We start from the raw sequence: 23635 nt of genomic DNA, 5'->3' as shown, positions 1-23635 counted from the left end.
AGATACAAAAAATTATCGCGCTGGCACCCGGGGCAATGATCGGCGAAGATAACACTCCACTCCCCGACAGGATCATGCCATGCGCTCTTCGTGCCGCCTCGCCACCCTGCTGTTCTCGCCACTCCTGCTCTGGCTGCCCGCCAGTGTCGCCGCCGATGCACTCTGGCTGCGCGAGCCCGCCCTCTCCCCCGATGGCAAGCAGCTTGCCTTCACCTGGCAGGGGCGCATTTTTGTCGCCAGTGCCGAGGGTGGCCCCGCCACGGCACTCACCGGCAGCGACTACCTGAGCCAGCGGCCAATCTGGTCACCGGATGGCAAACAGCTCGCCTTTGCCGCCAATCTCTACGGCAACGAAGATGTGTTCGTGGTACCCGCCAGCGGCGGCGAGATGGTGCGCCTCACCCGCGATTCGCGCACCGATCTGCCGCAAGCCTTCAGCGCCGATGGCAAACGACTGCTGCTGAGCAGCCAGCGCCTGGGGGCGCCCGATGCCGACCATTATGTCGCGGAAGGCTACCAATGGGGCGAGCTCTACTGGACCCCGATCAGCGGCGGCACCTTGCAGGCAGATCTGCCGCTGCCTGCGACCCTCGCCCGTCCCCACGGGGAGCGGATCGCCTATCAGATGCCCGCGGCGGATCAACCCTTTCGCAAGCATCAGCACTCGTTCGCGGTGCCCCGTCTCTGGTTGTTTGATGGCAAGCAGCACAAGCAGCTGACCGAAGATCGGGTGGCGGCTGCCGATCCGGTCTGGAGCGACAAGGGAGATACCCTCTTTTACCTGAGCGAGCGCAGCGGTGATTTCAACGTCTGGCGCCGGGATCTCGCCAGCGGCAAGGAGCAACAGCTGACCCACTATCAGGGCCATCCGGTGCGGGGGCTCAGCGCCTCTCGCAATGGTGATCTGGTCTGGTCATGGCTGGGTGAACTCTATCGCCTAGATGCCGGTAGCAGCGAGCCACGCAAGCTGACCCTCACCCCGCAAGTGGCGAGCGCGCCGGATGAGGCGAGCGAGGCCCTGACCCTGGCAGACGAAGCGCTGGTCAGCGAAGAGGCGGACGAGCTGATCCTGGTGAGCGAGGGCAACCTGTTTGCCGTCGACCCCGAGCGGGAGCGGGTGCGCCAGCTGACCCGCGATCCGAGCGAGCAGTCCAGCCCCCTCTTCGCCGAGCAGGGCCGCGCCCTCATCTATCTGTCGGAGCAGCAGGGGCACGCCGCCCTCTATCGCCTGCGCAAGGGTGATCCGGATCTGCTGTTCAGCGATCCCGGCACTCTGACCGAGAGTCTGCTGCTGGCGATTCCCGACAAGGGGATCAGCCGTCCGGTGCTCTCCCCCGATGGCAAGCAACTCGCCTTCGTGGTGGATGGTCAGGCCATCCACCTGCTCGATCTGGCGAGCAACAAACAGCGGGAGCTGGTGCCTGCCAGCTTCAACCCGTCGCGCCACGAGGTGCATCTCGCCTTTGCCCCCGACTCCCGCCATCTAGCGCTCACCTTCCGCCCCGATGCGGCGGAACAGGAGATCGCGGTGATCGACACGGCCAATCCCAAGGCCAAACCGGTCAATGTCAGCCTCAACGGCTATCAGGATGGGCAACCTGGCTGGAGTCAGGATGGCGCCATCCTCTACTGGCAATCGACCCGATTTGGCGCACTGGGGCCCGATGGCGAGCCCCTCGTCACCAACCTGCTCGGCATTTACAGCAGCCGCGCCGCCAGAGCCGATGCCATTGCCGAGCTGGAACCGCCGAAAGGGGGATACGGCTTTGAGAGCGATCGTCTCAACCATAGAGAAGCGCTGCTGCTGCAACCCACCGGCACCCTGCTCGCCAGCCGCATCATCGGCGACCAGCTGATCTATCTGGTGGAGGAGATGGGGGTCAACAGCGAGAGCGAGATCAAGGGCTACAGCCAGGATCTGCGCAAAGGCAAAACCAGCGAACTGTTTGGCGAGCAGCCCGGCCCTGCGCTGGCAAGCCTCAACCAGCAGGGCACCCTGGCTACCCTGGTGCGGGATGGGGAGATCACCCGGATCCACCTCGACTCCGGCGAGGCCACCAGCGCCCCCTTCGCCTTGCAGCCCACCAGCCGCTGGCAGGAACGCATGACCGCAGCCTTCGATCAGATCGCCCAGCTCACCCGGGATGAGTTCTATCTGGACGATATGAACGGGGTGAACTGGGAGAGTTATGTCGCCGCTTACCGCCGCCTGCTGCCGGGCATCGGCAACCCGCGGGACTTTGGCAACCTGCTGGCGGAGCTGGCTGGCGAGCTCAATGTCTCCCACACCTGGGGCAGCGGCCCCGCCCCCTTCCCGCGCATGGCGGACGAGACCGCCAGCCTTGGCGGCTACTGGCAGGATGGCGAGCAAGGGGTGATGCTCACCGCCCTGCTCTCTGGCGGCCCGCTGGATCAGGAGAGTGATATCGCCCCGGGCGCACGCCTGCTCGCCATCAACGGTGTCCCGATTGCCAATCTGACCGAGCTGGATCGGGCCCTCAACCATCAGGCTGGCGCCCGGCTTGCCCTAACCTTCCAGCAGGAGGGCAACAAGCAAACTGACGAGGTGGTGCTCACCGCCATCGACAAACAGCAGGAGTACCAGCTGCAACAGGATCGCTGGATTGAGAAACGGCGGGAGCTGGTGGCCAGCCTGAGCGGAGGACGGGTCGGCTACGTCTATCTGCCGGCAATGAATAGCGAGGTCTACGATGCGGTGGTGGCGGATGCCCTCGGCAGACAGCGCAATCGCGATGCGCTGATCGTCGATGTCCGCTTCAACAGCGGTGGCTATCTCGCCAATACCCTGGTGGAGTTTCTGACCGGCAGCGGCAGCGCCAAGGGGATGGCCAGCAGCTGGCCCCGTCAGGGCAAGGGGGAAACCGATGCCGCCACTCGCCAGTGGACAAAGCCTTCGGTGGTGCTGGTGAACGCCGCCAGCTACTCGGAAGGCTCCGCCTTCCCCGAGTACTACCGCACCCTCAAGGTCGGCCCCATCGTCGGCGATCCGGTGCCCGGCACCGGCACCATGGTCTACAGCCACGACTCTAGGCTGATCCCCGGCCTCTCCTACGGCATTCCGACCCTGGGGCTGCGCAAACCGGACGGCACCTTCTACGAGAATCAGGAGCTGATCCCGGATCTGCAGGTGCCCCTCACCCCCGCCGACATGGTGGCCGGACGCGACCCGCAACTGGAGGCGGCGGTACAAGCCGCCCTCAAGCAGTTGCCAGCCAGCGCCAAATAACGGCGCCCATCGAGCTCAACGAAAGCGAAACAGCTCGCGATGCAGATGCCCGTCCGGCAACAGCCGGGTCAGGGCATCTGCCATCCCCTCCGGCCCGCAAAACCACACCTGCTCGGGCGCATCCTGCGCGATGCGGGCCAGATCCAGCCGCCCGGCTGTCTTGTCCAGATGCAGCTGATAGCGCACGCCGGTGCGATGACAGAGCTCGGCCAACCGTCGGTGGTAGACAGCTCCCGCCAGATCCGGCGCGCACTGGACCAGGGTGATCCCCTCGCCCCGCTCCCCACGGGCAGCCAGCCCCTCCAGCCAGGCGACAAAGGGGGTGATACCGATCCCGGCCCCCAGCCAGAGGGCTCGGCCTCCCCTCTGCGGGGCGACAAAGGCGCCATAGGGGCCGGTCACCACCACCCCATCCCCGACGCGAGCCTTTGCTACCAGCTGACGGGTATGATCCCCGAGCGCCCGCACCGCGATCACCAGCTGGCGCCGATCCGCCGACACCCGCACCAGAGTAAAGGGGTGCGGCCCCTCCTTGGCATCAAATTCGAAGAAGGCAAACTGGCCCGGGCGGTAATGGGCGAGCGGCTGCTCCAGCTGCATGGTCAGCTCGCAGGTCTGATCCGCCAGCCCCCGCACCGCAATGACCCGGCCCGGATGGCGATCCCGCGCCCCCACTTGCCCCAGCAGGGAGTAGAGAGCCCCGATAGCACCGATCCCGCCGATCAACCAGATCGCTACCCCCACCGGGGTCATGGCCCCAATCTGAGGCAGCAGGCAGAGCCCGTGGCCCCAACCCGCCAGATAGATGATTGGCGCCAGCCGGTGGATCAGCCGAAAACGGCCATAACTCACCAGCGCCAGCAAGCTCACTACCACCAGCGCGATCAGCAGATAGAAACTCCACTCACCCAGGGTATTGCCAAGGGCATGGAGCGAGATGCCATTACCTGCACCAGCGCCAGCTGTACTGCCCCCACGCCGCGCAGGACGACTCAGCCAACCCGCCGAGACCGCCCATTTGGGCGCCTCCACCACCAGCCAATGCGCAGTGAGCGCCAATGCGCCGCCAATGGCCGTCTGACGGTGCAATCGCAACATCCGGTCCAGACCGCCACACCATACTTCCAACTGCGGCAAGCGCAACGCCAGCAACAGCGAAATGGCCATATAGGCCATCCCCAGCAGGCCCGTCAGCAGCAACATCTCATGGCGCCAGGGCCACACCCCGTTGGCGTCCCCCGCATAACCGAGCCACCAGACTCCGACCGCCAGCAGCGGCAATAGCCACCACACCCGTTTACTCGTCATAACATGCTCCCAGGTTCCATCGCGGCAGGGCCTCATCTCCCTGCTGATGGCACCATTACACACCCGTCCGGTCACAAGACTTTGCCAGAGGGGGAAGCTTGTGTGGCAATGTGTGACAAACGGAAACATAAAGAGGGGCCGAATGGCCCCTCGTGATCACCCTTGTTGGCTCGCCCCTTTTCACAGGAGATGGCGCACAATTCGCCTCCGCTGTGATTGACGACCTGCCAGAAAAAGGAATCAAATGGGGACGTTATATATCTGCGGCGGAAAACCTGCTGCCCACTCTTCCGGACAAGGAGCTCCCCCTTGCTTTCATCCACCGAACAACGCTACTGCCCGAGTTGTCAGCGCGAGACCAACCATGTCGTGGTGCTGGTCGACAAATCCTATGGAAAAGAGGTGAAACCAGAGCAAAAGCGCACTGCATTTATCAAAGACTTCATTACCGGCTGGGCCGCCGGCCCCTTTCTGGACAACATGGATCGCTTTGAACGCCACACCATCTGTGAAAATTGCGGAAATAAAGTCATTGATGAATCGTGAATAATGAAAAAAAGAATGGCAGGAAGGTCGCCCCTCCTGCCAATTGCCTATTCATATCAAGCCGGCCTTCATCACATCACTTACTGCACGCAGCTCAACTCCTCTCTGACATCTCCAGCAAAGTAGCGCCGGGTAATCCACGCTTCGAAATCGGCCAGCATGCGGGTTTCCGACTCGCTATTGTCGGCGATAAGCTCGGCGCCGTGTACCACCCGGATATGGGCATCGAGCGGGCTTCCCTCGCCAGCCGCGGGGCGCTGCTGGGCGGCAGCCATGCAGACCTGAGCCTGTTGCCACGCCTCGGCGGCGCTCAGGTTGCATGCTTCGGCCAGCGGCACCGCGCTGAATCCCTCGCCGGTCAGGCTGCGCAGGGTCTCATCGTGACTCATGCCGTTGCCCGGCCCCCAGTAGTGGGCGGCCAGATCCGGCCCGATGCTCGGGTTGTCGGTGAGGTAGCCATCACGTTTCAGGAAAAAGGCGCGGGTCTGCTCCACCGCCATCAGCGCCAGCAGGTAGCCGTGATAGGCGCAGGCCGACTCCTGATTAAGGAGGTGCGGAATGGCCAGCAGCGGGCGCGGACTCTCCACTCCGACAATCTTGCGCTCCCACTGGCGGGCCAGCGCCAGCACTGCCGCGGGAGTGCGTTCCGCCTCATCCATGGCGTAGAGATCCCGTTCGAAGTAGGCCACCAGCGCGATCTGGCGTTCGTTAAAAGCGCGAAACGGCTGACGCGCTTCGATCATCTCCTTGATAAGCGCATCGGGGATCGGCTCTCCCGCCGCATTTCTGGCATAGCGTTTGAGCCAGTCAGCATCGTCCAGCAGGCTGTCGCAGAACATTGACTGGGTCTCGGCATAAGCCATGGAGGTGGGCGGGAACTCCTGTGAGAAGCAGGGCGCGTTGCCGGTGACATTGGCAAAGTGCGCGGCGTGGCCCCCCTCGTGGAACAGGGTGTTGAGGCCACTCCAGCCGCTGCCCACCTGCGCCGGATCGGCCAGGCTGGTGAAATTGACCACAGCTGGCACCCACTCCCCCTGTTGAAAGAAGCTCGGTACCGGGCCGTGGCAGAAGCCGTTCTCGTATTTCCCCTCCCTGGTCAGCAAATCCAGCGTCAGGGTCGCACCACGATACTGGATGCCGAGCCGGCGGAAACTCTCGACCCAATCCCGCAGCGCCCGCGAGAAGGGCACGTAAGGATCGAGCTGGCGGGTCACATCGCCACTCACGCTGTAGCGCAGGTTGTGGGGCTGCATGGCCGCCTCCCCCTTGGCAATCTTCAGCTCTTCCAGACTCTGCTGCAGCCTGGCGTCGGTGCGAGCAATAAAGTCGTCGAGGATGGCGAACAGCTGCTCCGGGCTCATCTGCTCGTTCTTGCGCACCTTGTAGTCGAAGTAGTCGCGATAGCCCATGGCGCGGGCAAAGCGGTTGCGGATTGCCACCACCTCGAGAAAACCGTTGCCGACCACCCACTGCTCCAGGGTGTGGAACATGGCGAGCGCGCTCTGGCGCACCGCCTCGTTCGGGCTGGCGGCGAGCGAGGTACTGGCGGCAGGCAGGCTGCCTGCGACCTGCTGGCCCTGCTCATCCAGCAGGGTCAGTTTCAGCCCCTTGCGGCGGGCGAACAGCGCCGCCTCGGCAGCCACCAGCTCATCCATCAGGGCGGCCGCGGCGGGATCTTCAATCACATTGCACTCGAAGAAGGCGATCCAGCCTTGCAGACCGCGCTTGAGATCATCCTCGTCGGCCTGCACCAACATCTCCCGCAATTCGGGCAGACGGGCCGGATTGGCACAAAAGGCCTTGTAGGCCTGCTCGGCCGCGGTGAAACCGGCCTGATCATCGCTGGTGCCCATATAGGTGGACCAGAAGAGATCCTCCTTGCGCCTGTGCACCTGCAGGTAGTCGGCGTTGAGCTGGTTGAAGTAATTCCTGGCAATGGAACTCATAAATTCCCTCTTGTTATGGGGTCACCCGCAGCGGGGCCCACTCCTTTTTTTGAAGAAATGCCAAACCATTCACACTCTTTGGCAAAAATTGCGCAGGGATGCGCATCAACACGCTACCAAAAAGTGGGGGTTGCTGTCTGCTGACTATACTGATGTTAAAACGCTCATTTGAGAAAGCTCGGCAAGAGACTGAAAGTAAATGAGTTGTTAACTTTTACGAACTGGCTGCCGCAGTACAGAGCCACATAAAATCAACAGGGAAATGAGGGTTTAGTCATGTTCAAGCTCGGTGATATCACCGTGAGCCGCAAATTGATCTTGCTGCTCGCACTGGCGTTTGTCGGTTTTGTCTCGCTGCTGCTTATCTCGGCCAACGCGCTCCAGCGCAATCTGATGAGCGAGCGAGAGGCGCGGCTCAATGCGGTACTGGAGCAGGCCATGAGCCAGATCCAGTTTCTGGCCAGCACCCTGCCAGCAGAGCAGGCTCAGCAGGAGGCGCGCAAGCTGCTGACCAACACCCGCTTTGATGGCAACAACTACCTGTTCGTCATCGACGAGAACCGCACCATGGTGGTTCACCCCATCCGTCCCGAACTGGTCGGCCAGAAGATGGGTGAAGGAGGTGCCGCCACCGCCGGGCAGTTCTGGTATCAGATGGTGGATATCGCCAAAGGGGGCAAACAGGGCACTCTGCAATATGTGTGGGTCGGCCCGTCGGGTGAAACCGCCGACAAGCTCTCCATGGTATCCGGCTATCAGCCCTGGGGCTGGATCCTCGGTTCCGGCATGCTGCTGCAGGATATTCAGCAGACCATCTGGGCCCAGTACATGAAGATGGGGACCGCCACCGCCATCGTGATCCTGCTGATGGGGCTGCTGGGCTGGCGCATCACCCACTCCATCGTCTCCCCCCTCAGCCAGATCAACAACGCCATGCAACGGGTCGCCAAGGGGGATCTGGTGGTGAGCATCCCGGTACAGGGCAAGGATGAGCTGGGAGTGGTCGCCCGCTGCACCAACCAGAGTCTCGATGCCATCCGTCACGCCCTGCTAGAGGCCAGCCAGGGGGCCCGCAACGTGGCGGATGCCGCCCTGCGCATCGCCGCCTCTGCCGAGCAGACCAATCAGGCGGTCACCAGCCAGCGGGATCAGCTGGCCCAGCTCGCTACCGCCATGAACGAGATGAGCGCCACCATCTCCGATGTGGCCGGGCACGCCGAAAATACCGCGCGGGATACCCAGGACGCGACCGGTGAAGCTGGCCTCGGCAACCGCGACGTTCACGCCAGCGTGCACGGCATCAAGGCGCTGGCCACCGAGGTGGAGCAGGCCACCCAGCAGGTCAACCAGCTTAAAGAGGGAGTGATGCAGATCAGCGAAGTGACCGCCGTCATCAGCGCCATTTCGGAGCAGACCAACCTGCTGGCCCTCAACGCCGCCATCGAAGCAGCCCGTGCCGGTGAGCAGGGCCGCGGTTTTGCCGTAGTGGCCGACGAGGTGCGCCAGCTGGCCAGCCGCACTCGCCAATCCACCGAAGAGATCCAGAGCACCATTGCCCAGCTGCAGCAACGGGCCGTCACCGCCGCCAACGCCATGGATACCAGCCGCAAACTGGCAGAGAGCAGCGTCAACCAGTCCCAGCAGGCGGGGCAGGATCTCACCCTGATCGTCAACCACATCCAGCATGTAAGCGACATGGCCACCCAGATCGCTACCGCCGCCGAGCAGCAGAGCATGGTGGCCGAGGATATGAACCGCAACGTCAGCGGCATCAACGACTCGGCGCTGGAGATGTCCCAGTCCGCCTCGCAACTGGCGCAGGAGAGCGAGCTGCTGGCCGGTCTCTCCCGCAGCCTGGATGAGCGGCTTGCGGTGTTCAAACTGGGCAAAGAGTCCTCCACTGCACCAATGATGGCTCCCGTGTCTCCCCCCTCCGGAGAGCAGCGCGCCCGTCATTGATGGCGTCAATCCGTGTCGCCTTGTCACCCGACCTGCCAGCCAAGCTGGCAGGTTTTTTTTACGCCAACAACACGCAGTCAGCATGCATCTTATCGGCATATTCAACGTTAATCGGCGCCATTCACAGATAAGAGAGCAATTTAAAAACAGTCAGTTAGAATGATTTGCGCGCCATGGGATGATGCATTTAAACATTTAACTTCAAATAATTAATCAATGCAGTGCACAATGCTGATGGCCGAACATTTGGCCCATAACTAACCATCTAGTCATTTGGCAAACTGACCGAAAGGTCGGGACGCAAAGCCTCCGGTCTACAGACGTTTTGTCCAGGATAGCGGGGTTGCCACACGCAAGTGTGCATCAGGGAACTCCCCGGCCAACTGACTGCCCACATCTATCGAAAAGAGGAATGTATGGCAGCAAAAATCCAACTCAATCACATCGCGGCGATGCTGGCCCTGCTGGCCAGCGGCAGCGCCCTGGCGCATGGTTACATCAGCCAGCCAGAGAGTCGCAACTACCTGTGCAAAACCGGTGGCAACAGCCAGTGTGGCGGCGTGCAGTGGGAGCCACAGAGCGTGGAGGGGCCATCAGGCTTCCCGCAGAGCGGCCCACAGGATGGTCAAATCGCCTCGGCGGGTAGCCCGCGCTGGAGCGAGCTGAACATCCAGACCAGCGACCGCTGGACCAAGCGTGAAGTACAGCCCGGCCCCTTCGCCATCAGCTGGATCTTCACTGCCAACCACGTCACCCGCAACTGGCGCTACTACCTCACCAAGCAGGACTGGAATCCCAACCAGCCGCTCACCCGCGCCTCGTTCGACCTGATCCCCTTCTGCGTCATCGACGGCAACATGGTGCAGCCGCCCAAGCAGGTGACCCACAACTGTGTCTTGCCGGATCGCACCGGTTATCAAGTGATCCTCGGCGTGTGGGAAGTGGGCGACACCAGCAACAGCTTCTACAACATCATCGATGCCAAGTTCAAAGATGGTAGCCAGCCGCCGCTGGAGTGGAGCCAGGCAGGCACCATCTACCCCTCCATCGACCTCGCAGTGGGTGACAAGGCGATGACCCGGGTATTCGATGCCAACGGCGAGCGCCCCGATCTGCAGACCGTGCTGACCATCACCACCGCCGAGCAGGGCCAGAAGAACAGCTGGGCTCATGCCCTCGCCAGCAAGATCAACGCCGAACAGAGCCTGATCCGCACCGGTCAGCAAGGAGCCGATGGCCAGTTCAATCCGGTCTACGGTATGAACCCCGTCTATCTGAAGCGAAACAGCGAGCTGAAGCGGGTCGAGATTGACCTGCAACAGCGGCAACCGCCGGTGGTGGACAGCATCAGCGTCAGCGGTCTGGCCAGCGACTATGTGCTGGACAACGGCAAGGCAACCCTCGATTTCACCGTCACCGCACAGGGCGATCTGGCCGTCACCAACACCCTCTATGACCACGGCGGCGTGGCCAAGGGTGAAAGCAGTGCCGACATCAAGGACAGCAGCCACACCTTCACCATGGCGCTGGAAGCTCTCAAGGCTGGTCACCACCAGCTGGTGATCAAGGCCACTCCGAAAGCGGGCGGCGAGACCATCCAGCAGACCATGGATCTGATGTTCAAGGAGCAGAGCAGCGGCGAATACGACTTCGTCTTCCCGAACTCGCTCAAATCCTATGCCGCCGGCACCAAGGTGCAGCAACCGGAAAATGGCAAGGTCTATCAGTGCAAGCCCTTCCCCTACAGCGGCTACTGCCAGCAGTGGACCACCACCGCCACCCAGTACGAGCCGGGCATCGGCTCCCACTGGCAGATGGCGTGGGATGAAGTGAAGTAACTCGCCACCGGATAGCAAAAGGGGAGCCATTGGCTCCCCTTTTGCTCTTCTCTTCCGATTCAAATCTGGAAGTCGATGGCAGGCTCGCTGCCCATGGCGCGGGCCTGAATATCCGCCAGCGCCAGCTCGGGGTTGCAGAGCTGGATAAACTGCCAGGCAAAGTTGTGCTGGAACTGCCCCTGCTTGAGGCCAATCCAGGCGGTGTGGGGGGCAAACAGATGGCTGCCGTCGAGCTGTACCAGCCCCTGATCACGCTGGGCGTCGAACGCCATATCAGCCAGTATGCCGACCCCCATCTCCAGCTCGACATAGGTCTTGATGACATCGGAGTCCTGCGCCGTCAGCAGGATCTGCGGTTCAATGCCAGCCGCAGCAAAGGCTTCATCCACCCGCACCCGCCCGGTCAACCCGGCTTGATAGGTGACGATGGGCCAGTTGGCCAGCGCCGCCAGCGTCAGATCCCGCTCACCAGCCAGCGGATGTTGCTCGGGCACCACGATATTGTGGTGCCAGCGGTAGTAGGGGAATGCCACCACCCCTTCGCTCTTGTCGAGCTGCTCGCTGCTGATGCCGATATCCACCTCGCCGGTCTGCACCAGCCGCACTATCTCCTCCGGGCTGCCCTGACGCAGCTCCAGCTGTACCAGCGGGAACTGCTCGCGAAACGCCTTCACCACTCGCGGCAGGGCATAGCGCGCCTGGGTATGGGTGGTCGCCACCAGCAAGCGGCCCGAGTCTCGATTGGCAAAGGTGCTGGCCAGTTTGCGGATGTTGTTGGCGTCATTGAGAATGCGCTCGGCAATCACCAGCAGCTCCTTGCCCGGCTCGGTCATACCGAGCAGCCGCTTGCCGTAGCGGATAAAGAGCTCGATACCGAGCTCCTCTTCCAGCTCGCGGATATGGCGACTCACCCCGGATTGCGATGTAAAAAGGGCGTTGGCCACCTCGGTCAGGTTGTAATCCCGCCGCGCTGCCTCCCGGATAATGCGTAACTGCTGAAAATTCACCTTGTCGCCTCCTGCGAAGAGTGGGTGACACAAGCTGGTCACCCCCTCATTATTGTTATTTGGCCGGATCATGCCCCGGCAGCGCGCCTGCCCCGGGTAGCCATGCCACCCGCAACACAACATCAAATCTGGTAATCGGGATAGAACTGCGCCTGTCTGGCCACCAGCCGTACCCCCTGTCCCGGAGCAAACTGCTTGGCCGCCTCCTTGCTCAGCTCCGCCTCATAGTGAGCCCCTTTGGTCTCACCGTCACCACGCAGCTCCACCCGAATGCGCGGCCCCATGGGCAGCAGACGGGTGATGGTGGCGCGGATCCCGCCCGACGCATCGGCTGGCAAGATCTCCAGTTCATGGGGGCGGACATAGGCGATGGCGGCACTGCCGTGGGCCAGATGAGAAGCCGACGGCCCGCCGAGCAGCTGCTCACCGACACCGAATCCCTGCTCCGCCACCCGACCGCGGAACTGATTCACGCTGCCAAGGAAGCTGTGGACGAAGGAGCTGGCAGGCTGGTCATAGACCTCGGCCGGGGTGCCGATCTGCTCGACCCGTCCGGCGTTCATCAGTACCACCCGATCCGCTACCTCCAGCGCCTCCTCCTGATCGTGGGTGACGAAAAGACTGGTGACGTGCAGCTCGTCGTGCAGCTCGCGCAGCCAGCGGCGCAGCTCCTTGCGCACCTGAGCATCGAGGGCGCCGAAGGGCTCGTCCAAGAGCAGTACCTTGGGCTGTACCGCCAGCGCGCGGGCCAGTGCGACCCGCTGACGCTGACCGCCGGAGAGCTGGGGCGGGTAGCGCTCGGCCACGTGGCTGAGTTGCACCAGATCCAGCAGCTCCTTGACCCGGGCACGAATGGCCGCCTCGGCCGGGCGCTCGCTGCGCGGTTTAACCCGCAGGCCAAACGCCACGTTCTCGAACACCGTCATGTGGCGAAACAGGGCATAGTGCTGGAACACGAAGCCGACGTTGCGCTCGCGCACATGGAGATCCGAGGCGTCCTCACCGCGGATGATGACGCTGCCACTGTCGGCCTGCTCCAGCCCGGCGATGATCCGCAGCAGGGTGGTCTTGCCACAGCCGGAGGGGCCGAGCAGCGCCACCAGCTCACCGTCGTGAAAGTCGAGGTTGATGTCTGCCAGCGCCGCGTACTGATTGAAATGCTTGTTGAGTTGTTGAACCTGAATGCTCATGGCTGCCTCTTTAAAACGGTGATTCAGTGAGATTTGGTGGGCTGGGCACGCAGCCGGGCCAACAGGGTTTCACCCAGCAGGGTGAAGATCCCGAACAGAGCCAAAAGGCTTGCCACTGCAAAGGCGGCGCCGGTCTGGTACTCGTTGTAGAGGATCTCGATATGCAGTGGCAGGGTATTGGTCTGGCCGCGAATATGACCGGAAACCACCGACACCGCGCCAAACTCCCCAACCGCGCGGGCGGTACAGAGCAGCAGGCCGTACATCAGGCTCCAGCGAATGCCGGGCAGGGTGACGCGCCAGAACATCTGCAGACCGCTCGCCCCCAGCATGATGGCCGCCTCCTCCTCTTCCGGGCCGCGCGCCTCCATCTGGGGCAGCAGCTCGCGCACCACGAAGGGCACGGTAATGAAGGTGGTGGCCAGGATGATCCCCGGGGTGGCGAAGATGATCTTGATGTCGTGTTCACTCAGCCAGTCACCGAACCAGCCGCGGCTGCCGAACATCAACACCAGCATCAGACCGGCGATCACCGGCGACACCGAGAAGGGCAGATCGATGATGGTGATGAGCAGCTGCCGACCGGGGAAGCGGAAACGGGCGATGGCCCAGGCCGCCGCGATCCCGAACAGCAGATTGAGGGGAACTGCGCAGAGGGTCACCAGTGCGGTCAGACCGAGGGCGCTCAGGGCATCCGGCTCGCTGATGGCGTGCCAGAAGAAGACCAGCCCAGGGCTCAGCGCCTGAATAAAGACGGTGGCCAACGGCAGCAGCAACAGGGCGGCAAACCAGCCCAAACCGACCGTGATAAGCAGCCACTTGACCCACTGGGGTTCACGGATCACGACCGGTGCCTTGCGAGCGGGGGCCATCTCCACAGGGGCCACCTCAATGGCGATAGCAGATGAACTCATATCCGGCTTCCTCCGATGCGAGACCAGCTCCAGGCCTGCAACTTGTTGATTAGCAGTAACAAAATGAACGAAATCAGCAGCATCACCACTGCGATGGCGGAGGCACCGGCGTAGTCATACTCCTCCAGGTGGCTCATGATCATCAGCGGCGCGATTTCGGAGACCATCGGCAGGTTGCCGGCGATAAAGATGACCGAACCGTACTCCCCTACCCCACGGGCAAACGCCAGCGCAAAGCCGGTGAGCAGGGCCGGGATCAGGGTCGGCCAGAGCACCCAGATAAAGGTCTGCCAGCGATCGGCGCCGAGGCTGGCAGCGGCCTCCTCCTGTTCGGTTTCAGCCTCCCGCAACACCGGCTGCAGGGTCCGCACCACAAACGGCAATCCGATAAAGGTGAGTGCGATAACGACGCCGATGGGGTTGTAGGCGAGCTGGATGCCGAGCGGCGCCAGCAACTGGCCGATCCAGCCGTTGGGGGCGAAGATGGCGCACAGGGCGATGCCGGATACAGCGGTCGGCATGGCAAATGGCAGGTCGATCAGCGCATCCACCAGACGACGACCGGGGAAGGTGTAGCGCACCAGGATCCAGGCCAGGATCAGGCCAAACAGGCTGTTGAGCAGCGCCGCGACAAAGGCCGCACCGAAGCTCAGGCGAAAGGAGGCGAGCACCCGGGGTGAACCAATCACCTGCCAGAACTCGGCGGCGGTCAGGTTGTTGATCGCAAACAGTACCAGGGCCGAGAGCGGCAACAGCACCAGCAGGCCCAGATAGAGCAGGCTGAACCCCAGGGTGGGGCCAAAACCGGGCAGGACAGAATAAGAACCAAATCGCATAACACATCCATCTGTTATGAAGAATTTTCGATATGGTGATTCTGCGCACTCCCCTCATCGGCAACAAACATCAATTGCGACTTTGCTAATCACTTTTTTGTCTAACCGCAGAGTCACAAGGCTCTTGGCGCACTCCAAATAAAAAAAGGTCTTTTATATAAATAAAAGACCTAAGAAATGGAGCAATACGGAGCGGAGCATTCAAAGAACGGGGGCATGGAGTAGCCAGCGAACAGCGCGCTCGCCAACCCTCCAACCACTTCACAGATACCTAGCGAAAGCTCAGTACGACCGGCCGGGGCGATGCGGTCTTGACCGGTGCCACTACCAGCTCACCACGGCGGTAGAGTGCCCCCAGCAAATGCAGCCCCTGATGCCAGTCCCCATGACCTGACTGGGCATTGATATGGCCCGCCTCACCGGCATCGAACAGCGGCACCTGCCACTGACGGCTCCAGTATTCGGCCCGTTCAAAGCTCATCCAGGGATCATTGCGGCTGGCCACCAGCTGGGCCGACACCTGCAGCGGCCCGGCCAAGGCCTCATCCGCAATGCCAAAACGGGCGGGATCGGCGGGCGCCACCAGAAAGATCGAGGCCACCTTCTCCGGCTGCAAGCGGGCCGCCGCAATGGCAGTCAGCGCGCCAAAAGAGTGAGCCACCAGATGGACCCGGCTGCGGCGACGTTTCAGCTTGCTCGCCAGCTTGGCACTCCAGACCCTGAGGTCCGGCTTGTCCCACGGTAGCCCGGTCATCCGCTGCCATTGGGGAAAATGATCGTGCCAGCGGCTCTGCCAGTGATCCGGCCCACTGTTGTGCAGACCGGGAACCAGGAGGATCTTGTTCATCTTGGTGCTCCTATCGGCTGGCACAGGGGCCAGTTCAAAGGGGTTATACGGAGTTACCTGCCTCAGCCACCGGGTTGGTAGATCTGGTCAAACAGACCGCCCTGGGCGAAGTGTTTCTTCTGGGCTTTCTCCCAATCCCCTTCCAGATCCTTGACGGTAAAGAAGGCAAGCTGCGGGAACTGGGCTGCCGTCTCCTTCAGGATCGCCGGGTTGCTGGGGCGATAGTGATGTTTGGTGACGATATGCTGCCCCTCGTCAGAGTAGAGATAGTCGAGATAGGCCTTGGCCACCGCTTCGGTACCGTGCTTCTTGGCCACCTTGTCCACCACCGCGACCGGCGGCTCTGCCAGAATGGAAACCGAAGGCACCACCAGCTCGAACTTGTCGCTGGCCCCCGCCTGACCAAGCACCAGCAGGGCTTCGTTCTCCCACGCCAGCAGCACGTCACCGAGACCACGCTCGGTAAAGCTGGTGGTGGCACCGCGGGCGCCTGAGTCCAGCACCTTCACGTTCTTGAAGAGATCGCCAACAAACTGCTTGGCCCCCTCTTCACTGCCGCTCTTCTTCAGGGCATAGCCCCAGGCGGCCAGATAGTTCCAGCGTGCCCCGCCGGAGGTCTTGGGGTTGGGAGTCACGATGGCAACATCCTTGCGCACCAGATCATCCCAATCCTTGATCTGCTTGGGATTGCCCTTGCGCACCAGGAAGACAATGGTGGAGGTATAGGGCGAGGCGTTGTTGCCGAGGCGACTCTGCCAGTTGGCAGCGGTCAGCCCCGCCTTGGCGATGGCGTTGACATCGTAGGCCAGCGCCAGCGATACCACGTCGGCCTCCAGCCCATCCACCACAGCACGGGCCTGCTTGCCGGAGCCACCGTGAGACTGGCTCACCACCACGTCGTCGCCGGTTTTGGCCTTCCACTCCTTTGCAAAGGCGGCGTTGTACTCCTGAAACAGCTCGCGGGTCGGATCGTAAGAGACGTTGAGCAGGCGGATCTCGGCGGCATTGGCCTGGCCAAATGCCAGCAGAGAGAGCAGGGTCAGGGCGGTCATTCGCAGTTTCATGGTGATACTCCATATCTTGTTGGGTTGAGAACAGCATGCCGTGGAGTTGTTATGCCCAGAAGAAAGAAATAACTCTTTGCTTATCTCTTTTGCTCATATCAGCTCAGCTACCCGCACCGGGAGCCAGACGCAGACTCTGTGAGCCATGCCCCTCTGTGACCTCAAGCGCTGTGCCATCATGGGAACAAGGCAGGCAGATGACGAAAAGGAAGTCGTTATGTGGATCAATGCAGAACCGGTCAACGGAGCCCTGGTCTCGCTGGCCATCGGCCTTATCATCGGGCTGGAGCGGGGCTGGCAGGTGCGCCAGCTGGGGGATAACCAGCGCATCGCCGGGATGCGGACCTACGGCCTCATCGGCCTGCTCGGCGGGGTATGCGGTTTGCTGCTGCCGACCCTGGGCCCCTGGCTGCCGCTGCTCGGCCTGCTGGCGGTGGTGATCGGCTGCGGCCTCTCGGTCTGGCTGGCCCAACGCTGGCAGGGGGAGTTCGGCCTCACCAGCTCGGTGGCTATGCTGCTCACCTATCTGCTGGGGCTGATGTCGGTACTGCTGAGCCCGAGCGAGGCGGTCGCCTGCGCTGTGTTGGCGGCCCTGCTGATGGGGCTCAAGGGCAAGATCCAGCAGGGGATGCTGTTTCTCAGCGAAACCGAATTTCACGCCACCCTGCGCTTTTTGCTCATCTCGCTGGTGCTGCTGCCGGTACTGCCCAACGAAGAGATGGGGCCACTCGACGCCTTCAACCCCTTCAAGATCTGGCTGATGGTGGTGGTTATCGCCGGCATCTCGTTTTGTGGCCACTTCGCGGTGCGGCTGCTCGGCACTCGCGCCGGGCTGGTGCTCACCAGCATACTGGCGGGATTGGCCTCCTCCACCGCCCTCACCCTGCAGTTCGCCCGTCTCAACAAGGAGCAGGGCGGGCTGGAGCGACTGCTGGCCACCGGCATCCTGCTGGCAGGGGCCACCATGTGGCTGCGGCTGCTGGTACTGGTACTGCTCATTCACAGCGAGCTGGCGATACGCCTCGTCGCCCCCCTGCTGCTGCTGGCCACCACAGTCTACGGCTTTGCCTTCTGGTTCTGGCGTCAGCGCGAGGAGCTGACTGACGGCCCGGTGCAGCCGGAAACCAGCAACCCGCTCGATCTGGCCACCGCCATCAAGTTCGGCCTGCTGCTGGCACTGATCGGCTTTATGGCCACCCTGTTGCAGAGCAAGGTGGGCAACTCCGGGGTCTACCTGCTGGCGCTGGTGTCGGGGATCACCGACGTGGACGCCATCACGCTGTCGCTCTCCCAGCTCTCCCACAAGGAGCTGGCGCTGGAGGTGGCCGCTCGCGGCATCCTGCTCGCCGGTTTGATCAACTCGCTGGTGAAGGGGTTGCTGGCCCTCGGCATCGGCGGTCGCAGTCTGGGGCTGCGGGTGTTGCTCCCCTACTTCGTCTCGGCCCTGCTGATCCTGCCCCTCGTCTGGCCCGCAGGTTGACGAGGATCACCTGCAACAAGTGACAGACTGACGGCGCCCCTGACAGTCACGTATACTGCCTGCTCTTGCAGCATGAGGAGGTAGCAATGGCGAGCGACTGGGACAAGGTACTGGCAGGCGGGGCACTGGATAGCCAGAGCGAGGAGATAGCCAACGACCGGATCCGTGGTCAGGCGCTGCTGGCCCGGCTCAATGGTTCATCGGCGGGCGATGCCTCTTTGCGCCAGCAGATCTGCCGCGAGCTCTTTGGCCACTGCCCCGACTCCTGCTGGATCAGCACGCCGTTCACCTGCGAGTTTGGCCGCAACATCCATATCGGCGAGAAGACCTTCTTCAACTTCAACGTCACCATTCTCGACGTGGGCGAAGTGCATATCGGCAGCCATGTGCTACTGGCCCCCAACGTGCAGATCTACACCGCCACCCACACCATGAACTATCTGGAGCGACGCAACTGGACTGCCTACAACAAGCCGGTGCGGATCGGCGATGATTGCTGGATCGGCGGCGGCGCCATCATCTGCCCCGGCGTCACCATAGGGCCGCGCTCCATCATTGGCGCCGGCGCCGTGGTGACCCGCGACATCCCGGCCGACTCGGTGGCAGTGGGCAATCCGGCCAAGGTGATCCGCAAACTCAAGCAGGATGAGGAGCGCTGCTGGGAGCTGGCCCAGTGATGGCGCTGGCGCTGCTGCCGCTGGGCTGGACCCTCTGGCTCGGCCTCGGCGAGCAGCAGTGGTGGCCGCTGGCCGTGTTGCTCACCATGAGCCTGCTCACGGTGGCCGCCTACGCCTGGGACAAGCGGCAGGCGGTACGGGGTGAATGGCGCATTCCCGAATCCCGCCTTCACCTGCTGGAGCTGTGCGGTGGCTGGCCGGGCGCTCTGGTGGCCCGCCAGTGGCTGCGCCACAAGACCCAGAAGCGCAGCTACCGGCTGGTCTTCTGGTTTATCGTGCTGCTGCACCTCACCCTGTGGGCGCTCTGGGTCGGTCGGCCACTCTGGCAGCAATAGCCAACTGCATCACAAAGGCGAAACGGGCCCCATTGCGGCCAATTGGCGGCTATGAGAAAACAGAACAGATCCCATCAGCGTTATCGCCGTTTATAGACGACAAGGAGTCGTGACATGACCATGTGGACAGGCATAGTCCTGATCGTATTTATCAGCGTATTGTTCGGATATCTCGGCAAACGGGCTCGCTACCAGATGGGGGATGCCCGCATCACCGATCGCCTCGGCAAGCAGGATATGATCATAAGAGAGCTACAGGAGCGGGTCGCCAATCTGGAGGCGATCGTCATCGAAGAGGAGAAACGGCGCCCGTTTCGGGAGCTGTGATTTTTCGCCATCAGGCGTCAGATAACCAAAATTCAAATCAAAGAAAGAGGGCTGCATGATGCAGCCCTCTCTCGTGTCAGCAGATTCAGATTGCCAGCGGCAGCAACTCGGCATAGTCGCGGATCGCCGGAAAAGCGGTGATGCTCTGCTCCGGCTTGCAGCTGTCCGGATTCTGGATCGCCAGCTGGTAGCCGATGCCATAGTCGGCGGCGGCCCGCAGGATCCGCTCGCTGTCATCCACAAACAGGGTGCGGGCCGGATCGAACGCCAGCCGCTGTGCCAGTGCCTGCCAGCAGTGTTGGCTCTCCTTCGACCAGCCCAGCTCGTGGGTACTCACCATCAGATCCAGATGGTCGCTCAGCCCCAGCTGCGCATCCTTCACCGACAGACTGGCGGGGTGGGCATTGGTGAAAAGCACCAGCTGCTTGCCCGCGGCGCGCAGCGCGGCCAGAAAGTAGATGGCGTGGGGACGCCACTGGATCTTCGCCAGCAGCTCCTGCTTGAGGGCGCGAATATCGAGTCCCAGGGTCTCGCTCCAGTAATCCACGCAGTACCAGTTGAGGGTGCCGTTGACGGCGTGATAGTGGACATCGATCTGCGCTTTGGCTTCATCCAGCGGCAGACCGAGCCGCTCGGCGTAACGCTCCGGCACCAGCTGCTGCCAGAGGTGATTGTCAAAATGCAGATCGATCAGGGTGCCATCCATATCGAGCAAGACGGTATCAATCTGGTGCCAGGGCAAGGTGGTGGAGCGGGAGTGTGGCATCGGGCCTCTTGATCGCGGATCTCGGAAAACGGGGCGGCAGTATAACGGATTTTTCCTCCCCCTTTGTCATCCCTGGCCCGTGGTGTTCGGTGTGAGAGTCGTTTACTCTTGAAGCACGATTTTTTAACGAGCAGCCAGCGTCCGATGAGCGACCCCCACAAGAGCAAACCCGAGCACATCTCAGCCGACCAACTGGATCACCCCAAGAGCAAGCCGGAGATCCTCAAGGCCGATATCGTAGCCGAGAGCCGACTGTTCAAGGTGGAATCGCTACACCTAAAATTCTCCAACGGCGAAGAGCGAGTCTACGAGCGGATGCGCGGCGGCAACCGGGGCGCCGTCATGGTGGTACCGCTGTTCGATGCCCACACCCTGCTGCTGGTGCGCGAATATGCCGCGGGCACCCACTCCTACGAGCTGGGCTTTCCCAAGGGGCTGATCGACCCCGGTGAAGATGCCTTCGAGGCGGGCAACCGGGAGCTGATGGAGGAGGCGGGCTTTGGCGCCAGCAGCCTAACCCTGCTCAAACAGGTGTCGCTGGCGCCGGGTTACTTCTCCAGCCGGATGGACATTTTACTGGCACGGGATCTCTTCCCCGAGCAGCGGATCGGCGACGAGCCTGAACCCCTCGAGGTGATCCCCTGGCCCCTCAACCGGATCGACGAATTGCTGGCGCGACCCGACTTCACCGAGTCGCGCAGCATCAGTGCCCTGCTCTTGGCCCAGAAGTGGCTGGCGGAGCAGGCAGAGTAGCCCGCAGACGGGCAGTTAACAGACAGAGGATAACGAGATGCAGGAGTTGTTGGCCTGGGTGCCGGGGGTCAAGGAGATTGCCCGCGAAGCCGGAAGGATCCTTCACGACATCTATCACGGCGGTCAGTTCGAGCGTCAGCTGAAGGAGGATGCGACCCCGGTCACCAGTGCCGATCTTGCTGCCGATGCCTACCTCAAACAGGCGCTCTCGGCGCTCACCCCCCATGTGCCGGTGCTGACCGAAGAGGCGGCCGACATCCCCTTCAGCCAACGATCCAACTGGCGGCAGTACTGGCTGGTGGATCCCCTCGACGGCACTGGCGAATTTATTGCGGGCAGCGGCGATTTCGCCACCCTGATCGCCCTGGTGCGGGACAATGTGCCGGTGCTCGGGGTCATCTACGCCCCCGAGTCCAACGTGCTCTACTGGGCGGTGCGCGGCTACGGCGCCTTCAAGGAGGTGAATGGCGAGGTACTGCCCATCAGCGCCATGCACCACGAGCATGACCAGCCTGACTCGCTGGTGGTGGCCATCAGCCGTCGCCAGAAGCTGGAGAACCTCACCCGCCGCCTCAACCCGGCCATCAACTACGAGCTGATCCCGCTTGGTTCCAGCTCCCTCAAATCCTGCCTGGTGGCGGAAGGGGCAGCCGATTGCTACGTAAGGCTCGGCCCCACCGGCGAGTGGGACACCGCCGCCGCCCAGTGCATCGTCGAGGCAGCCGGTGGCCGCATCCTCAGCCTGGCGTTGCAGCCACTCAGCTACAACGAAACCGAGTCGCTGGAGAACCCTGACTTTATCGTGATGGGGGATCCGGATCTCGCCTGGGGCAACATTCTTGCCCACTAGACGAGTAGCGATATCATCACTCCAGACATGCAGGCGGCCCGATGGCCGCCTGCTTTTTCAGGGAAGTTGCCCCGGGTGATGGCCGGTGTGATCCGCTGGTCAAGGCGCTCTTGAACAGCGTGATACGCTGGCAAAGCGGCAAAATGATAGTGAAACATCACAATCGGTCGGCGAGAAATGGTGCGATTTTTCACGTAATTCTGAAAACACCTGGTTAGCCAAAATAAAAAAATGATAGTAGATCAAATTTTGGTTTTATATTTCACAAAAATCACCAATATCAGTTTTGTTTCATTCTGCGATCCAGATTCCATTCCCAATCTCGCTGGCTAAACCCCGCAATGGCAGTGATATGTTTCAGTCTCGCTTTTTGAGAATTAAATCCCGATAAACCACAATGAACTCAGATTAAAACACTAACAAAAAGTGAATTAGTAATGAGTTTATCTGTAGAGGCTACCAAGGAGCTATCCGGTTCCTGCTCCACCACTGCCAGCATCACCCGCTGGCGCCGTCACGACACCCACTGGGTTATCAGCCTGTTTGGCACCGCCGTTGGCGCCGGCATCCTGTTCCTGCCCATCAATCTGGGTCTGGGCGGCATCTGGCCTCTCGTCATCGTCGCGGTACTGGCAGGCCCCATGACCTTCCTCGCCCACCGCGGGCTGGCGCGCTTCGTGCTCTCCTCGTCACGCCCCCACGCCGACTTCACCGAAGTGGCGGAGGAGCACTTCGGCAAGATGGCCGGTCGCCTTATCTCGGCGCTCTACTTCCTCTCCATCTTCCCGATCCTGCTCATCTACGGGGTCGGGCTGACCAACACGGTGGAGAGCTTTATGGTCAACCAGCTCGGCATGGCAACCCCGGATCGGGTGATGCTCTCAGGTGTGATGGTGTTTGCCATGATCGCCGTGATGCTGGCGGGTGAGAAGGCGATGCTGCGCGCCTTCGCCTTTATGGTCTATCCGCTGGCGGCCATTCTGGCGGCGCTCTCCTGCTACCTGATCCCTCAGTGGCAATGGCCGGAAGTGACCGCGTTTGAAGGGGTCAGCTTCCTCAACACCGTCTGGCTGGCGCTGCCGGTCACCGTGTTCGCCTTCAGCCACGCCGCAGCCATCTCCGGCTTTGCCAACGTGCAGCGTCGTGAATATGGCGAGCAGGCGGAAGCCAAGAGCGGCCTGATCCTGCGCAACACCACAGTAATGCTGGTGGGCTTCGTGCTGTTCTTCGTCTTCTCCTGCGTGCTGAGCCTCTCGCCAGCCCAGCTGGCCGAAGCCAAAGCCCAGAACGTCTCTGTGCTCTCCTATCTCGCCAACATCACCGACAACCCGGTGATCGTGACTCTGGGGCCGCTCATTGCCTTTATCGCCATCAGCTCCTCCTTCCTCGGCCACTTCCTCGGTGCCCGCGAAAGCCTGAAAAGCCTGATCGCCAAGCCCACCGGCCTGCCGCTGGCCAAGGCGGACAAAGTCGGTATCGCCCTGATGTTCTTCTCTATCTGGGGTGCCGCCGTCATCAACCCGGGCATTCTGGGGCTGATGGAGACCCTCTCCGGCCCGGTCATCGCCATGATCCTGTTTATCATGCCGGTGATTGCAATCTACAAGGTGGAGGCGCTGGCCCGCTTCCGTCACGGCTGGACCAACGGCTTTATCCTGCTAACCGGTTCGCTGGCGGTATCGGCGCTGATCTTCAGCCTGTTGAAGTAACGACTCGCAGCAGATAACAAAAAGAGAGGCGACCCC

General features: G+C 62.0%; 20 protein-coding genes and 1 riboswitch. Of the genes, 11 read left to right on the top strand and 9 right to left on the bottom strand.

The window, feature by feature from the left end:
* The first annotated feature begins 79 nt into the window (after positions 1-79).
* Positions 80-3247, top strand: coding sequence for a S41 family peptidase (locus AB5Z05_RS20615; protein WP_368152903.1), 3168 nt, complete (start codon positions 80-82; stop codon positions 3245-3247).
* A 15-nt stretch (positions 3248-3262) separates the two neighbouring features.
* Here AB5Z05_RS20615 and AB5Z05_RS20610 read toward each other — a convergent pair whose 3' ends face one another.
* Positions 3263-4555 carry a ferric reductase-like transmembrane domain-containing protein gene (locus AB5Z05_RS20610; protein ID WP_368152902.1) on the bottom strand — a complete coding sequence of 431 codons (1293 nt, stop codon included), beginning with the start codon at positions 4553-4555 and terminating at the stop codon, positions 3263-3265.
* A 309-nt stretch (positions 4556-4864) separates the two neighbouring features.
* Between AB5Z05_RS20610 and AB5Z05_RS20605 the strand changes: the two genes are divergently transcribed.
* Positions 4865-5101 (top strand): hypothetical protein, encoded by a 237-nt coding sequence (locus AB5Z05_RS20605; RefSeq protein ID WP_368152901.1) that lies wholly within the window; start codon positions 4865-4867, stop codon positions 5099-5101.
* 80 nt (positions 5102-5181) lie between these two features.
* On the opposite strand, the gene AB5Z05_RS20600 is transcribed toward AB5Z05_RS20605, so the two are convergent.
* The gene (locus AB5Z05_RS20600; protein WP_368152900.1) at positions 5182-7047 is read right to left on the bottom strand and encodes a M3 family metallopeptidase; all 1866 of its coding nucleotides are present in this window, start codon (positions 7045-7047) and stop codon (positions 5182-5184) included.
* Between the two features lie 276 nt (positions 7048-7323).
* On the opposite strand from AB5Z05_RS20600, the gene AB5Z05_RS20595 reads away from it, so the two are divergent.
* Together AB5Z05_RS20595 and gbpA are read left to right on the top strand one after the other, a co-directional pair.
* Positions 7324-9006 carry a methyl-accepting chemotaxis protein gene (locus tag AB5Z05_RS20595; protein ID WP_368152899.1) on the top strand — a complete coding sequence of 561 codons (1683 nt, stop codon included), beginning with the start codon at positions 7324-7326 and terminating at the stop codon, positions 9004-9006.
* A 265-nt stretch (positions 9007-9271) separates the two neighbouring features.
* A riboswitch (cyclic di-GMP riboswitch) is annotated at positions 9272-9357 on the top strand.
* 65 nt (positions 9358-9422) lie between these two features.
* The gene (gene gbpA / locus AB5Z05_RS20590) at positions 9423-10844 is read left to right on the top strand and encodes an N-acetylglucosamine-binding protein GbpA (RefSeq protein WP_368152898.1); all 1422 of its coding nucleotides are present in this window, start codon (positions 9423-9425) and stop codon (positions 10842-10844) included.
* A 59-nt stretch (positions 10845-10903) separates the two neighbouring features.
* Here the strand turns inward: gbpA and cbl are convergent, their stop codons facing one another.
* The 6 genes from cbl to AB5Z05_RS20560 form a co-directional block, all read right to left on the bottom strand.
* Positions 10904-11851, bottom strand: coding sequence for an HTH-type transcriptional regulator Cbl (gene cbl, locus AB5Z05_RS20585; RefSeq protein ID WP_042030338.1), 948 nt, complete (start codon positions 11849-11851; stop codon positions 10904-10906).
* A gap of 122 nt (positions 11852-11973) precedes the next feature.
* The gene (locus AB5Z05_RS20580) at positions 11974-13041 is read right to left on the bottom strand and encodes a sulfate ABC transporter ATP-binding protein (RefSeq protein WP_346214886.1); all 1068 of its coding nucleotides are present in this window, start codon (positions 13039-13041) and stop codon (positions 11974-11976) included.
* Between the two features lie 23 nt (positions 13042-13064).
* A complete protein-coding gene (gene cysW / locus AB5Z05_RS20575) occupies positions 13065-13955 on the bottom strand; it encodes a sulfate ABC transporter permease subunit CysW (protein WP_368152897.1) in 891 nt (296 codons plus the stop codon).
* Positions 13952-14791, bottom strand: a complete 840-nt coding sequence (gene cysT / locus AB5Z05_RS20570) for a sulfate ABC transporter permease subunit CysT (protein WP_368152896.1) — start codon at positions 14789-14791, stop codon at positions 13952-13954. The genes cysW and cysT overlap by 4 nt, the downstream gene beginning before the upstream one ends.
* 271 nt (positions 14792-15062) lie before the next feature.
* Positions 15063-15638: an RBBP9/YdeN family alpha/beta hydrolase gene (locus AB5Z05_RS20565; protein WP_368152895.1), complete on the bottom strand. Its 576-nt coding sequence runs from the start codon at positions 15636-15638 to the stop codon at positions 15063-15065.
* 62 nt (positions 15639-15700) lie between these two features.
* Positions 15701-16702 carry a sulfate ABC transporter substrate-binding protein gene (locus AB5Z05_RS20560; RefSeq protein WP_368152894.1) on the bottom strand — a complete coding sequence of 334 codons (1002 nt, stop codon included), beginning with the start codon at positions 16700-16702 and terminating at the stop codon, positions 15701-15703.
* Between the two features lie 217 nt (positions 16703-16919).
* On the opposite strand from AB5Z05_RS20560, the gene AB5Z05_RS20555 reads away from it, so the two are divergent.
* The 4 genes from AB5Z05_RS20555 to AB5Z05_RS20540 all read left to right on the top strand — a co-directional run bounded on the left by AB5Z05_RS20555 (position 16920) and on the right by AB5Z05_RS20540 (position 19521).
* Positions 16920-18182 carry an MgtC/SapB family protein gene (locus tag AB5Z05_RS20555; protein ID WP_368152893.1) on the top strand — a complete coding sequence of 421 codons (1263 nt, stop codon included), beginning with the start codon at positions 16920-16922 and terminating at the stop codon, positions 18180-18182.
* Between the two features lie 86 nt (positions 18183-18268).
* A complete protein-coding gene (locus AB5Z05_RS20550) occupies positions 18269-18859 on the top strand; it encodes a sugar O-acetyltransferase (protein ID WP_368152892.1) in 591 nt (196 codons plus the stop codon).
* Positions 18856-19194, top strand: coding sequence for a DUF1294 domain-containing protein (locus AB5Z05_RS20545; protein ID WP_201946980.1), 339 nt, complete (start codon positions 18856-18858; stop codon positions 19192-19194). Before AB5Z05_RS20550 ends, AB5Z05_RS20545 begins: the two co-directional genes overlap by 4 nt.
* A gap of 114 nt (positions 19195-19308) precedes the next feature.
* Positions 19309-19521, top strand: a complete 213-nt coding sequence (locus AB5Z05_RS20540; protein WP_042084223.1) for a hypothetical protein — start codon at positions 19309-19311, stop codon at positions 19519-19521.
* Positions 19522-19606: 85 nt separating this feature from the next.
* On the opposite strand, the gene yrfG is transcribed toward AB5Z05_RS20540, so the two are convergent.
* Entirely contained in the window at positions 19607-20287 is a 681-nt protein-coding gene (gene yrfG / locus AB5Z05_RS20535; RefSeq protein ID WP_368152891.1) for a GMP/IMP nucleotidase, read from the bottom strand.
* 144 nt (positions 20288-20431) lie between these two features.
* Between yrfG and nudE the strand changes: the two genes are divergently transcribed.
* The 3 genes from nudE to AB5Z05_RS20520 all read left to right on the top strand — a co-directional run bounded on the left by nudE (position 20432) and on the right by AB5Z05_RS20520 (position 23599).
* Complete coding sequence (gene nudE, locus AB5Z05_RS20530) at positions 20432-21040, top strand: ADP compounds hydrolase NudE (protein ID WP_179214485.1); 609 nt, start codon at positions 20432-20434, stop codon at positions 21038-21040.
* Between the two features lie 37 nt (positions 21041-21077).
* On the top strand, positions 21078-21890 hold the full coding sequence (gene cysQ, locus AB5Z05_RS20525; RefSeq protein WP_005357849.1) for a 3'(2'),5'-bisphosphate nucleotidase CysQ: 813 nt from the start codon (positions 21078-21080) through the stop codon (positions 21888-21890).
* Positions 21891-22327: 437 nt separating this feature from the next.
* Positions 22328-23599: an aromatic amino acid transport family protein gene (locus AB5Z05_RS20520; protein ID WP_368152890.1), complete on the top strand. Its 1272-nt coding sequence runs from the start codon at positions 22328-22330 to the stop codon at positions 23597-23599.
* Positions 23600-23635 lie beyond the last annotated feature (36 nt).

It is taken from the genome of Aeromonas sp. R2-4 (assembly GCF_040908365.1).
In the GTDB taxonomy this organism is placed as follows: Bacteria; Pseudomonadota; Gammaproteobacteria; order Enterobacterales; family Aeromonadaceae; genus Aeromonas; species Aeromonas veronii.
Note: the sequence above shows the minus strand (reverse complement) of the source record. Positions and strands in the feature narration are given on the sequence as shown.

What these genes read in the sequence shown, in the direction of transcription:
- AB5Z05_RS20615 (WP_368152903.1), top strand. Translation starts at nt 80, where the DNA reads ATGCGCTCTTCGTGCCGCCTCGCCACCCTGCTGTTCTCGCCACTCCTG.
- AB5Z05_RS20610 (WP_368152902.1), bottom strand. Translation starts at nt 4,555, where the DNA reads ATGACGAGTAAACGGGTGTGGTGGCTATTGCCGCTGCTGGCGGTCGGA.
- AB5Z05_RS20600 (WP_368152900.1), bottom strand. Translation starts at nt 7,047, where the DNA reads ATGAGTTCCATTGCCAGGAATTACTTCAACCAGCTCAACGCCGACTAC.
- AB5Z05_RS20595 (WP_368152899.1), top strand. Translation starts at nt 7,324, where the DNA reads ATGTTCAAGCTCGGTGATATCACCGTGAGCCGCAAATTGATCTTGCTG.
- gbpA (WP_368152898.1), top strand. Translation starts at nt 9,423, where the DNA reads ATGGCAGCAAAAATCCAACTCAATCACATCGCGGCGATGCTGGCCCTG.
- AB5Z05_RS20580 (WP_346214886.1), bottom strand. Translation starts at nt 13,041, where the DNA reads ATGAGCATTCAGGTTCAACAACTCAACAAGCATTTCAATCAGTACGCG.
- cysW (WP_368152897.1), bottom strand. Translation starts at nt 13,955, where the DNA reads ATGAGTTCATCTGCTATCGCCATTGAGGTGGCCCCTGTGGAGATGGCC.
- cysT (WP_368152896.1), bottom strand. Translation starts at nt 14,791, where the DNA reads ATGCGATTTGGTTCTTATTCTGTCCTGCCCGGTTTTGGCCCCACCCTG.
- AB5Z05_RS20565 (WP_368152895.1), bottom strand. Translation starts at nt 15,638, where the DNA reads ATGAACAAGATCCTCCTGGTTCCCGGTCTGCACAACAGTGGGCCGGAT.
- AB5Z05_RS20560 (WP_368152894.1), bottom strand. Translation starts at nt 16,702, where the DNA reads ATGAAACTGCGAATGACCGCCCTGACCCTGCTCTCTCTGCTGGCATTT.
- AB5Z05_RS20555 (WP_368152893.1), top strand. Translation starts at nt 16,920, where the DNA reads ATGTGGATCAATGCAGAACCGGTCAACGGAGCCCTGGTCTCGCTGGCC.
- AB5Z05_RS20550 (WP_368152892.1), top strand. Translation starts at nt 18,269, where the DNA reads ATGGCGAGCGACTGGGACAAGGTACTGGCAGGCGGGGCACTGGATAGC.
- AB5Z05_RS20540 (WP_042084223.1), top strand. Translation starts at nt 19,309, where the DNA reads ATGACCATGTGGACAGGCATAGTCCTGATCGTATTTATCAGCGTATTG.
- yrfG (WP_368152891.1), bottom strand. Translation starts at nt 20,287, where the DNA reads ATGCCACACTCCCGCTCCACCACCTTGCCCTGGCACCAGATTGATACC.
- nudE (WP_179214485.1), top strand. Translation starts at nt 20,432, where the DNA reads ATGAGCGACCCCCACAAGAGCAAACCCGAGCACATCTCAGCCGACCAA.
- cysQ (WP_005357849.1), top strand. Translation starts at nt 21,078, where the DNA reads ATGCAGGAGTTGTTGGCCTGGGTGCCGGGGGTCAAGGAGATTGCCCGC.
- AB5Z05_RS20520 (WP_368152890.1), top strand. Translation starts at nt 22,328, where the DNA reads ATGAGTTTATCTGTAGAGGCTACCAAGGAGCTATCCGGTTCCTGCTCC.